Here is a 13,403-nt window from a genome sequence, read left to right as displayed (position 1 = left end):
TAAGCGGAGCATTGTTCCGTATCGTTAGCGGAGCAACGTTCCGTTTGCTCATCATGCCACGGAGGCACCCCCATGCAGTACCGCACCCTGGGCCGCACCGGCGTCCAGGTCAGCACCCTCGCGCTCGGCGCGATGAACTTCGGCGCCATCGGGAACACGACGCAGGACGAGGCCACCGCCATCGTCGACGCCGCCATCGAAGCCGGCGTCAACCTGATCGACACCGCCGACATGTACGGCCAGGGCGAGTCGGAGGTGATGGTCGGCAAGGCGATCGCCGGCCGCCGCGACGACCTCGTGCTGGCCACCAAGGCGACCATGCCGATGGGCGAAGAGCGCAACCACCGCGGCAACTCGCGCCGGTGGCTGGTCCGCGCGCTCGAAGACAGCCTGCGGCGCCTCGACGTCGACCACGTCGACCTCTACCAGCTCCACCGCTGGGACCCCGCCACCAGCGACGAGGAAGCGCTTTCCGCACTGACCGACCTGCAGCGGGCCGGGAAGATCCGGTACTTCGGGTCGTCGACGTTCCCCGCGTACCGCATCGTGCAGGCGCAGTGGGCCGCCCGCGAACACCACCTCGGCCGGTACGTCACCGAGCAGCCCAGCTACTCGATCCTGCAGCGTGGCATCGAGGCGCACGTGCTGCCGGTGACCGAGGAGTACGGCATGGGCGTGCTGGCCTGGAGCCCGCTGGCTTCGGGCTGGCTGTCGGGTGCGGTCCGCGCGGGCCGGGAGCTCAGCGGCAACCGCGCGAAGGTCCTGCCGCAGCGCTTCGACCTGGACATCCCGGCCAACCGGGCGCGGCTCGACGCCGTCGAGAAGCTGGCCAAGCTCGCGGAGGCGGCCGGCCTCACCCTGATCCAGCTGGCGCTCGGCTTCGTCACCGGGCACCCCGGCGTGACGAGTGCGCTGATCGGGCCCCGGACGACGGAGCACCTGCGCTCGCAGCTCGCCGCGGCCGACGTCGTGCTGCCGACCGACGTCCTCGACGAGATCGACGGCATCGTCGCCCCCGGCGTCGACCTGGCTCCGGACGAGAAGTTCGACACCCCGCCCGCTCTGCTCGACCCGGCCCTGCGGCGGCGCCGATGAGCTTCGGCATCATGACCGCACCGCAGCAGGTCGGTTACGACGAGATCCAGCGCGTCTGGCGGGAGGCCGACGCGGTGCCGGAGATCGAGCACGCGTGGCTGTTCGACCACCTGATGCCGATCGCCGGCGACCCGGGCGGCCCGATCTTCGAGGGCTGGACCCTGCTTTCGGCGCTGGCGGCGCAGACGTCGCGGCTGCGCCTCGGCTTGCTGGTCACCAGCAACCGCTTCCGGCCGCCGGCCATGCTGGCGAAGATCGCCACGACGGTCGACATCGTGTCCGGCGGCCGCCTCGACTTCGGCATCGGCGCGGGCTCCCGGCCCAGCCACCCGCTGGCCCGCCGGGAGTACGACGCGCACGGCCTGCCCTACCACGACCAGGCGGACGCGGTCGCGGCGCTGGCCGAGGCGTGCACGGTGATCCGTCGCTTGTGGACATCCCCGGAGCCGTTCGACTTCGCGGGTGCGCACGTCTCGGTGAAGGGAGCTTTCGGGAATCCCTGGCCGGTGCAGCGGCCGCACCCGCCGATCGTGATCGGCGGCCGGGCGAGCGCAACGCTGCGCGTGGTGGCGGAGCACGCGAACGTGTGGAACATCCCGGGCGGCGGCGACATCGAGGACCTGGCGGGCCGGAGCCGCCTGCTGGACAAGTACTGCGAGGAGATCGGCCGCGACCCGGCGGAGATCACGCGGTCGATCTTCCTGCCGGTGGACTACGAGCGGCCGGCGGTGACGCGGGGGAAGATCGCGGAGGCGGCGGGCGCGGGGTTCGGGCACTTCGTGCTCGGGTTGGCGAATCCGTACCCGGAGGGGGTTGCGGAGTGGGTGGCGGAGGAGCTGATCCGCCGGTAGCGCGGCGGGGTGGGGTGGCCTCCGGCCCCCGGTTGCCAGCTTACCTTGCGGCACCGACAGTTCCGGGCGACGGCGGCTGCGGTCAGTCCGGGTTGGGCCGTGGTCCAGGGTCGGCTCTGGTCAGGCCGGGTCGGGCGGCGGGTTCGCCCCTGGACAAGCCGAGCGGGGCTGCAGGTTCGCCCTGAACAGGCCGAGCCGGGCGGCGAATTCGACCCTCGTCAGGCCGGAACGGGCGGCGGACTCAGCCGTGGACAAGCCGAGCGGGCTGCGGGTTCGACCCTGGACAAGCCGGGCCGGGCTGCGGTCAGTCCGGGTTCGCCAGCCGGGCCAGTGCCGAGCGCAGCAGCCGGCGGGTCTCGGGCGGCAGGCCCGCGAGCTTGCGCTCCTCCACCTCGCGGATCGCCGCCCGGACCGCCGCGTGCCGCCGGGTTCCTTCCGGCGTCAACCGGACCACGCGGGCTCGGCGGTCCGCGGGGTCGGGCTCGCGGGCCACCAGCCCCTCCGCCTCGAGGGCGTCCAGCAACGCGATCAACCGCGTCTTGTCGTAGCGGATCTGCTGGGCCAGCACCAGCTGGCTCGGCACCGCCCCGGCGGCCAGTGCCGACAGCACGACGTACTGCCACATCGAGAGGCCGTGGCGGTCCAGCACCGGCCGCTCGGCTTCGGCCAGGCTGCGGCCCGCGCCGGCGCAGAGGGCAGCGAGATCGTCGTCCTCGTTCACCGGCAGGATTTTACGCTTCGGCAAATCATCCGCAGGTGCGATCGTTTGCCACCCCGGCGACGGCCTCTTCGGCGCACTCTCCCCCTCACCGGCAGCTTCCGCCGACACCGATGAGGAGGAAAGCCGGTGAACCTCAGCCCGCCGCGCAGAGGACGCCGTTCACCCTGAACGCCGCCGGGAAGATGTTCGGCCCGCCGTAGTCCGCCGTGAACCCCACATCGACCCCGGACGCCGGCGGGGCCGACGACGACACCGTCACCGTCGTCCCGTTCTGCGCCCACGTCCCGCTCCAGCCACCCGTCAACCGCTGCCGTGCCGTCGGCCAGTCGAACGTCAGCGTCCAGTCGCCCACCACGCCGGTCGCCGTCACGTGGATTCCGCCGACGAAACCGCTCGCCCAGTCGGTCACGTCGGTCATCCGGACCGTGCAGCTGCTCGCCGCCGGTGCGCCCGTCGTCAACGTCAGCGGTGGCGAGGCCGCGGACACGTTGCCCGCCGTGTCGCGGGCCAGCACGTTGACCGTGTACCGGCTGCCCGGCACCAGGTTGCCGACGTCGAACGACGTCCCCGTCGTCTCGCCCCACTGCTCACTCGTCGCCCCGAGCTGCCGGTAGACCTCGTACTTCGCGATCGGGTGGGCGCCCGGCGCGGCCGCCGTCCAGCTGATCGACGCCGTGCGGTCGGTCGCCGTGCCGGTCGGCTGGCCCGGTGTCCCCGGTCCGGCCGACGCCCCGGCCGCGGGGTGCAGCACCACCGTGGTGAGCGAGTACGGCGGCAGCGTCTGGGAAGTGCTCGTCCCCGTCACCGCTTCCGAGACCGCCGTGGCGCCGTTGGTGAAGGTGAACACCCGTGGCGCGCCCGGGGCCGGCGTGTAGCCCGCGTAGTTCAGCGTCACGGCCCTGGCCTGGTCCGGGTCCTTGTTGAGCAGCAGCACGTCGAGGTCGCCGTTCGGCCGGCGGACGGCGTGCGCGCCGACGAGCGGGTCGTCCGCGGCCGCACGGACGAACTGGTCGCCGGGGTGGGCGAACGTGCTCAACACCTTCAAGCCGTAGTAGGGCGCGAACGGCGTGTTGAGCGGCGGCTCGCAGACGCCGCCGTCCAGGCAGGTGCCGCTGGAGAGGAGGCCGCCATCGCCGTAGTCCGGGTATCCGGCCACAGTGGACAGTTTCGTCGGCCCGTTGTGCGTGTCCCACCAGTCGATCGTGAACACGCCGTTCGCCAGCAGCGAGCTGTAGGTCTCGGCGGCGAACAGGGCACCGGGCTGGGTGTTCACGCCGACCGGCGTGTTGGTTTCGGTCATCGAGATGCCGATGCGGCCGGAGTTCGTGCCCGCGTACCGCGCGATCTGCTGTCGGGTCAGGTAGATCATGTCGTCGATCTGCTCCGGCTTCGCCAGCGCTTCCGCCGCCGTCGCACCGGTGGGGTACCAGTGCAGGATGACGAAGTCGATGTGCGGGCCCGCGATCGAGAGCACGGTCTGGTTCCAGCTCGCGGTGTCCCCGGAGCCGACGATGGCGTCCGGCCAGTTCGCCGGGGTGGTCAGCACGGCGCCGATCTGCACGCCCGGGTCGACGGCCTTCATCGCGTCGGCGTAGGCGACGACCCCGTTGGCGTAGGCGGCCGGGCTCTTGTCCACGTGGTCGTCGGCTTCCCAGTTCGCCCCGTAGTGCCCGTTGCCGTAGAGCTCGTTGCCGATTTCCCAGTACTTGACGCCGTACCCCTTGGTGACGTTGGCGTACCGCACCCAGTCCGCGGCTTCCCCCGGCGTGCCGGTGCCGTAGTTGGCGATGATGATCGGCTGGGCACCGGCTCTCCGGACGCCGCCCATGAACGTGTCGAAATCGGTGTTCGGCGCCACGTACCCACCCGGCGCGGTGTTGTCCTTCCAGTGGTAGATGTCGCCGTAGGACCCGCCGGGGTACCGCATGGTGCGGACGCCGGCGGCACCGAACAGGTCGGCCACCTCGTCGGTTCCCAGCTGGCTGTCCCAGACCGCGTGGTTGATGCCGATCCCGGTGTCCGGCATGGTCGCCAGCCCGGCTCGGGCGTTGACGGTGACCGTCGCCGTGGGCGTGGTCGCCGCCCCGGCGGTTCCGGCCGCCGGGATCGCCGCCGCGAGCACGGCGATCACCGGCCACGCTGCCCAGCGCAGACGTCGAGCTGTCATGAAGGTCCATCCTCACTTCGTCGGGCACGAACGGATGACTGGGAGCGCTCTCAGGAGAGAACCACCGCGTGTCGGGGAAGTCAACGGAAGCCTTCGAATTTTGAGGAACGATCGTTCTTGACCGATCGTTCCTCAAAACGCTACGGTCGTGGCATGGGCAGGCGAAGGGCGTTCGACGAAGACGAGGTGGTGCACGCCGCCGTGGAGCTGTTCGGTGGCCGCGCGTACGACGGGGTGTCGGTCGACGACCTGGTCACCCACCTCGGCGTGCACCGCAACAGCCTCTACAAAACGTTCGGCAGCAAGCGCGGTCTCTACCTGATCGCGCTGCGCCGCCACGTCGCCGACGACGTCCGGCCACTGGCCGATGCGCTCTCGGCGGCACCGGACGCCGCCGCCGCGCTGCAGCTGGTCACGGCGGCCGACCTCGGCCTGCTGCTGCTCGCGGCGGTCGAACGGGCACCGGCCGACGAGGAGGTGGCCGCCGAGGTGGCCACCGCGCTCGCCGCGCTCGACCAGGCGATCGCCGACGCGCTCGGCGTTCCCCCCGAACTGGCCGCTGCCATCACCGCCGCCGCGCTGGGCATCCGCCTGCGCGGCAACCCCGACGGTGTCGGCGCCGAACTGGCCCGGCACCTCGATCCGCTCGGCTGAAAGGGAAACCGACATGGCACTGGTCCGCATCGACGGCGAGGACCTCGTCGTCGTGATGGAAGGTCTCGACAAGCTCTGGGCCTTCAAGAGCAGCCTCACCATTCCGCTGGCCAACGTCCGCGGCGCGACCGCGGACCCCGGCATCGCCGCCGACCCCAAGGGAATCCGGGCGCCGGGTGCCCACCTGCCCGGCGTGATCACGGCGGGCACCTTCCACCAGGACGGGGAAAAGATCTTCTGGGACGTCCGTGACGCGTCGAAGGCCGTCGTGATCGAACTCGCCGACGAGCGCTACTCCCGCCTGGTCCTCCAAGTCGACGACCCGCGCACAACCGTCGAGCTCGTCGAGAACGCCCTGCGCTGAAACGGAAATCGAGCTCCCCCACCCCACCCCGATCGCGCTGGCGCCGGCCGTCGTGACCGCACCCCCGGCCGAGGCGGAATCCCGGCTCGTGCCGGCCGCAGGGGCCCCGCCGACCGCGACGGCAGCCAGCCGCCCGCGGGACTCTCCCCCCGGGGGAGAGTCCACGGCTTGACCCTCCCGCGTCGCGAGCCCACACGATGGGCTCATGACACAGCACACCGATCTCCCCTCCGATCTGCTCCCGGCCACCGTGCGCGAGTTCTTCGCCGCCCACGTCGTCCGCGACGCCGACACCGCCTCGTCGTTCCTCACCGAGGACGCGGTGATCATCGACCAGGACGAGACCTTCCGCGGCCGAGAGGACGTCCACGCGTTCCTGCGGGACGCCGGGTCCGAGTTCGAGTACACGACCGAACAGCTCGGCGCCCACCGCGCCGACGACAACCACTGGGTCGTGACCGTGCGGCTCGAAGGCACCTTCCCCGGCGGCATCGCCGAACTCGACTACCGGTTCACGCTCCGGGACGACCGCATCGCCGAAATCGTCATCGCCAACCACGCGGCCTGACCGAACCCGCGCACGTCGATCTTGAATGGAGAAAAGATCATGAAGACTTGGTTCATCACCGGTGGGACGCCCGGAGGGTTCGGCCTGGTCTACGCCGAGGCCGCACTGGACCAGGGCGATCGAGTCGCGGTGACCGCCCGTCGGCCTGCTGAGCTGCGGGAATGGGCTGAGCCCTACGGCGACCGCGTGCTGGTCCTCGAGCTCGACGTCACCGATGCCCAGCAGGTGCGTGCGGCGGTCAAGGCGGCGGAGGAGCGGTTCGGCGGAATCGACGTGCTCGTCAACAACGCGGGCCGCGGCTGGTTCGGCTCGATCGAAGGGGCCCCCGACGAGACGATCCGCCGCACTTTCGACCTCAACCTGTTCGCCGTGGTCGACGTCGTGCGTGCGGTCCTGCCGGGTATGCGGGCCCGCGGCGACGGCTGGATCGTGAACATGTCGTCGGTGGCGGGCCTCGTCACCGCGCAGGGGTTCGGCTACTACTCGGCGGCGAAGTTCGCGGTCGAAGGACTGTCGGAGACGCTGCGGCTCGAGGTCGAGCCGTTCGGGGTGCGGGTGCTCGTCGTAGAGCCGGGAGCCACCCGCACCAAGGCCTTCGCCGGCTTCCAGGACCAGCCCGTGAACGAGGTCGTCGACGCTTACGTGCCGATGATCGAGAGCGTCAAGGCGGCGTTCGTGGCCCACAACGGCAAGCAAGAGGGCGATCCCGTGCGGGGAGTGCGGGCCGTGATCAGCGCGATGAACGCACCCGTTCCGCCGCGCCGGATCGTGCTCGGCAACGCCGGCTACGACGTCGTCACCGCGATGCACGAGAACGCCCTCGTGGAGCTGCGGGCCAACGAGAAGCTTTCACGCAGCACGGACTTCTAGTCCAGCGGCAGGGGCCGTGCTCGTGCAGCGCTGACCGGTCACCGGAAGTCGCGCGAAGGCCCGGTCCGCAACGAGAGTTCCAGGGTTTCCAGGCGATCGGCGACGAGCGTGACGACCCCTTCCGCGGCTTGCACCCTCCCGCGGACCAGCAGCGCCGCACTGGTGCGGGCGACCAGGCGCTGCCGGTGCCACAGCCCCTGCGAGACGACGACGTTGGCCATACCGGTCTCGTCTTCGAGGTTGAGGAAGGTGATCCCACCCGCAGTTGCCGGGCGCTGCCGGTGGGTGACCGCGCCGCCGACCCACACCCGGACGCCGTCCTCGGCTCGCATGAGCTCGGCGACGGTGATCGCCCCGCGCTGCGCCAGCAGCTCGCGCAGGTACTCCACCGGGTGACTGTCCGGGGAGACGCCGGTGGCCCACAGGTCGGCGGCCGTCACCTCCAGCCGCGTCATCCCGGGCAGGGCCGGGGCGTCGAGGCCGGGGGCCAGGCCGGGCAGGTGGCCGGGCCGGGTCGTCGCGGCGGCTCCGGCGGCCCACAGGTCCTGGCGCCGGTCGCCGCCGAATCCGCTGAAGGCGCCGGCCGTGGCCAGTGCCTCCACGGCGTTCTTCTTCAGCTGCACCCGGCGGGTCAGGTCGCCGATGCTCGTGTACGGGCCGTGCGCCTCGCGCTCGGCGACCACCTGGGAGGCAACGTCTTCACCGAGGTGGCGGACGGCGGCGAGGCCGAGCCGCAGCGCGACGCCGCCGGTGCTGCCGTCGTCCGGTTCGAGGGTGGCGCCGGCGAGGCTGGTGTTGATGTCGGGTTCGCGGACGTGGACGCCGTGCCGGCGGGCGTCCGCGACCAGCGACTGCGGGCTGTAGAAGCCCATCGGCTGGGCGCGCAGCAGCCCGGCGCAGAACGCCGCCGGGTAGTAGCGCTTGAACCACGCCGACGCGTACACCAGCAGCGCGAAGGACATCGAGTGCGCTTCGGGGAAGCCGTAGCCGGAGAAGGCGTGGATCTGCTCGAAGATCCGGGTGGCCAGCTCGCGGTCGAGGCCGTTGGCTTCGCAGCCGCGGAAGAACCGCGCCATCAGGGCCTTCATCTTGGCGCTGGACCGCTTGGCGCCCATGGCGCGGCGCAGCTGGTCGGCTTCGGCCGGGGTGAAGCTCGCGACGTCGACCGCCATCTGCATCACCTGCTCCTGGAACAGCGGCACGCCGAGGGTGCGGTCCAGTGACCCGGCCAGCAGCGGGTGCGCGTGCTGCCACTCCTCGTCGCCGCGGCGGCGGCGGATGTAGGGGTGCACCGAGCCGCCCTGGATCGGGCCGGGCCGGATCAGCGCGACTTCGACGACGAGGTCGTAGAACTTCCGCGGCCGCAGCCGCGGCAGCGTGGCCAGCTGGGCGCGCGATTCCACCTGGAACACCCCGACGGCGTCGGCTTCGCAGAGCATGTCGTAGACCGCGGGGTCGGCCAGATCGAGCTTCCCGATGTCCACTCCTGCTCCGTGGTGTTCGGCGACGAGGTCGATCATGTGGTGCAGCGCCGAAAGCATGCCGAGGCCGAGCAGGTCGAACTTGACCAGCCCGACGGTGGCGCAGTCGTCCTTGTCCCACTGCAGGATCGACCGGTCGGCCATGGTCGCCCACTCGACCGGGACCACTTCGGACACCGGCTGCTTGGAGATCACCATGCCCCCGGAGTGGATGCCGAGGTGGCGCGGGAAGTCCTCGACCCGCGCGGCCAGGTCGAGGACGTCGTCCGGGATCGCCCCGGCGGCCTGCTGCCGGGTCGCGGCCACCCCGCCCCAGCGGTCCACCAGCTTGCCGTAGGCGTCCTGCTGCCCGGGGCTGTGGCCGAGCGCCTTCGCGGCGTCGCGGATCGCCGAGGGCGCGCGGTAGGTGATGACGTTGGCGACCTGCGCGGCGTGGAACCGGCCGTGCTTTTCGTAGACGTACTGGATGGCTTCCTCGCGGCGGCCGGACTCGATGTCGACGTCGATGTCCGGCGGCCCGTCCCGCTCCGGTGCGAGGAAGCGCTCGAACAGCAGGTTCCACCGCACCGGGTCGGCGTGGCAGATCTCCAGCGCGTAGCAGACCGCGGAGTTCGCGGCCGAGCCGCGGCCCTGGCAGAGGATGTTCGCCTCGCGGCAGAACCGGACGATGTCCCAGACCACGAGGAAGTAGCCCGGGAAGCCGAGCTTGTCGATGACGGCGAGTTCGTGGTCGAGCTGGGCGTAGGCCTTCGGGTTCTCTTCGCGCGTGCCGTAGCGCTTCCGCGCGCCCCGCCAGGTCAGCTCGGTCAGGAACGACATCTCGTCGTGCCCGGCCGGGACCGGGAACGGCGGCAGGTCCGGTGCCACGAGCTGCAGGTCGAACGCCACTTCGACGCCCAGGACGGCGGCCCGGCCCACCGCGCCGGGGTAGCGGCGCTCGAAGCGGCGCCGCTGCTCCATCCCCGACCGCAGGAACGCCTGCCCCGACGGCGGCCGCCACCCTTCGAGCTCCTCGGCCGAGCGCCGGGCCCGGACCGCGGCGACCATGTCCGCCACGACGGCGTCTTCCGAGCGGGCGTAGTGCACGTTGTTGGACACCACCGTCGGCAGCCGGAATTCCTTGGCCAGCCCGTCGAGGAGGTCGTTGGCGGCGTCGTCCCGCGGCAGCCGGTGGTCGATCAGCTCGACGGCGACGTGCGACCGCCCGAAGCGGTCCACGAGCCGGGCGAGCTCGGCGCGGGCGGCGGCCGGGCCGTGCTGCGCGAGCGCCTGCCGGACGGCGCCCTTGCGGCAGCCGGTGAGCACGACGACGTGCCCGGCCAGCTCGTCGGCCAGCTCGTCGAAGTCGTAGACGGGCCGCCCCTTCCGCCCGCCGGCGAGCTGGGCCCGGGAGATGACGCGGCACAGCCGGTGGTAGCCGGTCTGCCTGCGGGCGAGCACGAGCAGGTGCGAGCCCGCCGGATCGGGCACCCCGGCCTGCGGCGCGGGCAGCCCGAGCGAGAGCTCGGCCCCGAAGCCGACCCGCACGCCGAGCTCCCGCGCGGCGTCGTTGAACCGCACGGCGCCGTACATGCCGTCGTGGTCGGTGAGGACGAGCGCGTCCAGCTCGAGCCGCGCGGCCTCCTCGACGAGGGTCTCGGGGTGGCTCGCGCCGTCGAGGAAGCTGAAGTTGGAGTGGACGTGCAGCTCGGCGTAGGGCGCCCGGATCCGGTCCCCGCCGTCGTCCCGGCCGCGCCGGTGCCGCAGGTCCGCGGGCGCCCCGGCGTAGCCGTCCCGCTTGCGCGACCAGGCGGGGGCGTCGTTGCCGTCCCCGGGCACGGGCGGGCGCCCGGACGCGATCCGCTCCACTTCGGACCACGGAACGCGCGGGTTGTTGAACGCCAAGGCCGGCTCCCACTCCGTTCGCTGTGGGGAAGCCAGCGATCACTGTTCGAACACACGGGCGAATACCGTGGTCCGATCCTGCGCCGGGCGCGCCTCCGGTGTCAACTGTGGAGCGGGCTCGGTCACAAGAGATCGATCACCCCCGGCGTGCGCCACCAGGCGAGACGTCCAAAGTGGACTCTGGCAGAGTGCCCTCCGCCGGCCGATCCACGAGGGCATCACGTGCGCAGCGCTCAAAACCCACGCCTTCCGCGCGCTGTCCCAGATCGCCGACCCGGCCCGAGGCTGACACCGCCCGGCCGGATCACCGCGGGCAACGATGACTGCCCGTGCGGACATTACGCACCGGAATCGCCCGGCGTACGCTCGGTGGTCAGGCTGCGAGCGGAGGAGGCCCTCCTTGCCGGAGTACCTGAAGATGGCCGGCGAACCGGCCCCGCCACCGAGTCCCGCCCGCCGCGCGGCCAAGACGGCGCCAGGATTGCTCGCGCTGCAACGCGCGGCAGGCAACCGGGCCGTCACCGGCCTGCTCGCGCCGAAACCGCCCCGACCGGCAAACCCGCAGCCGGACGTGGTCGTGCAGCGGCGGCCGTGGCTGGAGGACCCGGAAGACTACGTCTACCGGGACAAGGTGGTGCCCCAGGATCTCGCGTTCGTCGGCAACGTCGGCGGGACGAGCAACCTGGGTGTCTTCATGGACTACGCCAAGCTGGCCGGCTTCCAGGCGTTCTGCGCCGGCAAGACGTTCCACACCGACTGGATCATCAGGCCCTCGCACGACCACCACCGGAACTTCCGGCTGCAGGTCGGGACCGTCTGGCAGGAGCAGAACACCGCCGGCCGTCCGCTCGCGGTGGTCGTCCCCTGGGTTCCGGGAGGGATCGGCATCATCAGGGGGCTCATCGAATTGGGCACCGCGCAAGGCCCGGTCCTGCGCCGGGAGGGCGGCGGTTCCCGCCTGCCCCACGCGGAAGGCACCCTGTACTTCGACAACAGCTACACGGACAAGAACGACGTCCTGAAGCGCGGCTTCGGCATCGACGACGCCGATCTGGGCGACTACAGCAGCGTCACGGCGGCGCCCACCCAGGACCTGACCAGCCCGAAGCTGGCCGCCCAGGACGCCGGCGCGCAGTTCGCCCAGGGAAACGGCTACCTCTACGTGTCCACGGTGGTGGCCCGGCCGCGCGGCGGGCGGAAGCCCCGGGTCAACGGCACGCAGTACAGCCAGACCTTCCACAACTTGACCGACCCGGCCGAGATCCGGCGGCTCAACAGCTCGTACGACTCGATCCGCGCCGCGCCGGTGAGCACCGGCTGGGTCGGGGACCTGGCCGGTGGCCGGGAGGGCAGCCAGGACGAGGCGATGAAGAAGTGGAGCGCCTACGGCGCGGCCGCGTTCCACAACGCCCACCGGGCCGCCAACGGCGGGCCGGTGCCCGTGAACGCCGACAACTGGGAATGGCTGCACATCCGCGGCGCCCAGATCGGCGGCGGGACCGACTCCGGCAACCTGCTGGCGGGCACCTTCTCGGCCAACTCGCAGATGATCCCCTACGAAAGCCGGCTCCAGAAGTGGCACGTGGGCAACCACGGCCGGATCCGGGCCCGGTTCACCGCCGAGGCCAGGGACCTGGTGCTGGCCGAGCGGATCGTGATCGAGGTCTGCACCGACCGGCACAGCGAACTGGGCTCCATCCCGGAGGACGAGCCGCTGCGGGTGGAGTTCAGCCCGCTGACCGGCCGGGTCGTGGACAAACTGCTCGGGCAGCAGCGGGGCCAGGACTGGCGCCGGGAAGCCGGGCTGCGCGGCCGCCACCCCGGCATGAACCAGCTCATCGCCCTCGGCCCGCCGCGCCTGATGCCGGGCACCGGGCTGCCGGATCGGCTGCTGCTGCCGGGCCGGGCGCCGTTGCCGCCCGGGCTGTCCGGCCATTCGGCGCTGGCACCGGGTACCGGCATGCCGTCGCAGTTCTCCGTCCGCATGCCGCTACCCCGGTTCGCCGCGTTCGTCCCGTTGCGCGCCGGCGAGCTGAACCGGTTGTTCGACCTCCTGGAGCCGGTGCAGGGCTGGGTGACGCTGCACCGGGGCAACCGGCCGGTGGCCGTGCTGCGCAACCGCCGGGACGTGCCGCGGTTCAGCGCGCCGTTGCAGCTCACGCTGACCAGGAAACGGCCCGCGGCCGAGCGGCTCGAAGGCACTCCGGACGCCAAACGCGTGCACCTCGGCGCGGAACGGGCCGAAGAACCGGCGCCGGTCGCGAGGGACAGCGTGGCCATGGACGAGTACGAGGTCGAGGTCACCGTCCCGGCCACCGCGTTCACCACGGCGCCCTCGTTCGGGCAGCTGCCCTGGCTGACCCCCTTCGGCGGCCACCACCCACCGCCGCCGTCCGGGGCGGCATCACGGGCTGAGGAAAAACGCCCGGGTCAGCCGGACCATCCGCAGCCGGCGGTGGAAGTGGGCGTCGACCACGACGACGGACGTCCACCGGACGGTGGTGACGACCTCGGGCACCGGGGCGTACGACGTCGTCACCGCGGCGGCGGGCGGCGCGGTCGTCGCCACCTCCGCCGCGCTCAGCAGCATGACGGCGAGCACGGCCGCGATCCGGCGCGGGGGCTTCACGGCACCGCCGGCATCAGGGCAGGCTGCGGCACGCGGACCGGGACCGCGTGGCAACGCCCCCTTTCGCCTCGTGGCCCGTACCCCGGCGCGCCTTCGTGCTGGTTCCCATCGTGACTCCC

The 13,403-nt window shown here is 71.9% G+C and carries 10 protein-coding genes; 7 read left to right on the top strand and 3 right to left on the bottom strand.

Translation table 11 applies throughout. The annotated features are described in order from the left end of the window. The first annotated feature begins 72 nt into the window (after nt 1–72). A complete protein-coding gene (locus tag HUT10_RS37375) occupies nt 73–1,095 on the top strand; it encodes an aldo/keto reductase (RefSeq protein WP_176175489.1) in 1,023 nt (340 codons plus the stop codon). After that, nucleotides 1,092–1,946: an LLM class flavin-dependent oxidoreductase gene (locus HUT10_RS37370; RefSeq protein WP_176175488.1), complete on the top strand. Its 855-nt coding sequence runs from the start codon at nt 1,092–1,094 to the stop codon at nt 1,944–1,946. The genes HUT10_RS37375 and HUT10_RS37370 overlap by 4 nt, the downstream gene beginning before the upstream one ends. A gap of 304 nt (nt 1,947–2,250) precedes the next feature. On the opposite strand, the gene HUT10_RS37365 is transcribed toward HUT10_RS37370, so the two are convergent. After that, on the bottom strand, nt 2,251–2,667 hold the full coding sequence (locus HUT10_RS37365) for a MarR family winged helix-turn-helix transcriptional regulator (protein ID WP_176175487.1): 417 nt from the start codon (nt 2,665–2,667) through the stop codon (nt 2,251–2,253). A gap of 133 nt (nt 2,668–2,800) precedes the next feature. Beyond that, nucleotides 2,801–4,834, bottom strand: a complete 2,034-nt coding sequence (locus HUT10_RS37360) for a cellulose binding domain-containing protein (protein WP_254897201.1) — start codon at nt 4,832–4,834, stop codon at nt 2,801–2,803. 153 nt (nt 4,835–4,987) lie between these two features. Here HUT10_RS37360 and HUT10_RS37355 point away from each other — a divergent pair, with 153 nt between their 5' ends. From HUT10_RS37355 to HUT10_RS37340, 4 genes are all read left to right on the top strand, one after another. After that, the gene (locus HUT10_RS37355) at nt 4,988–5,488 is read left to right on the top strand and encodes a TetR/AcrR family transcriptional regulator (protein ID WP_176175486.1); all 501 of its coding nucleotides are present in this window, start codon (nt 4,988–4,990) and stop codon (nt 5,486–5,488) included. A gap of 13 nt (nt 5,489–5,501) precedes the next feature. Beyond that, nucleotides 5,502–5,852, top strand: a complete 351-nt coding sequence (locus tag HUT10_RS37350; protein WP_176175485.1) for a hypothetical protein — start codon at nt 5,502–5,504, stop codon at nt 5,850–5,852. A gap of 205 nt (nt 5,853–6,057) precedes the next feature. Further along, nucleotides 6,058–6,420 (top strand): nuclear transport factor 2 family protein, encoded by a 363-nt coding sequence (locus tag HUT10_RS37345; RefSeq protein WP_176175484.1) that lies wholly within the window; start codon nt 6,058–6,060, stop codon nt 6,418–6,420. A 39-nt stretch (nt 6,421–6,459) separates the two neighbouring features. After that, entirely contained in the window at nt 6,460–7,290 is an 831-nt protein-coding gene (locus tag HUT10_RS37340; protein ID WP_176175483.1) for an SDR family NAD(P)-dependent oxidoreductase, read from the top strand. Nucleotides 7,291–7,328: 38 nt separating this feature from the next. Here HUT10_RS37340 and HUT10_RS37335 read toward each other — a convergent pair whose 3' ends face one another. Beyond that, nucleotides 7,329–10,655, bottom strand: coding sequence for an error-prone DNA polymerase (locus tag HUT10_RS37335; RefSeq protein WP_176175482.1), 3,327 nt, complete (start codon nt 10,653–10,655; stop codon nt 7,329–7,331). Between the two features lie 400 nt (nt 10,656–11,055). Between HUT10_RS37335 and HUT10_RS37330 the strand changes: the two genes are divergently transcribed. After that, entirely contained in the window at nt 11,056–13,398 is a 2,343-nt protein-coding gene (locus tag HUT10_RS37330; protein ID WP_176175481.1) for a hypothetical protein, read from the top strand. Nucleotides 13,399–13,403 lie beyond the last annotated feature (5 nt).

Source organism: Amycolatopsis sp. Hca4 (assembly GCF_013364075.1).
In the GTDB taxonomy this organism is placed as follows: Bacteria; Actinomycetota; Actinomycetes; order Mycobacteriales; family Pseudonocardiaceae; genus Amycolatopsis.
The sequence above is the reverse complement of the archived record's forward strand: the minus strand, read 5'-3'. Positions and strand labels throughout refer to the sequence as shown.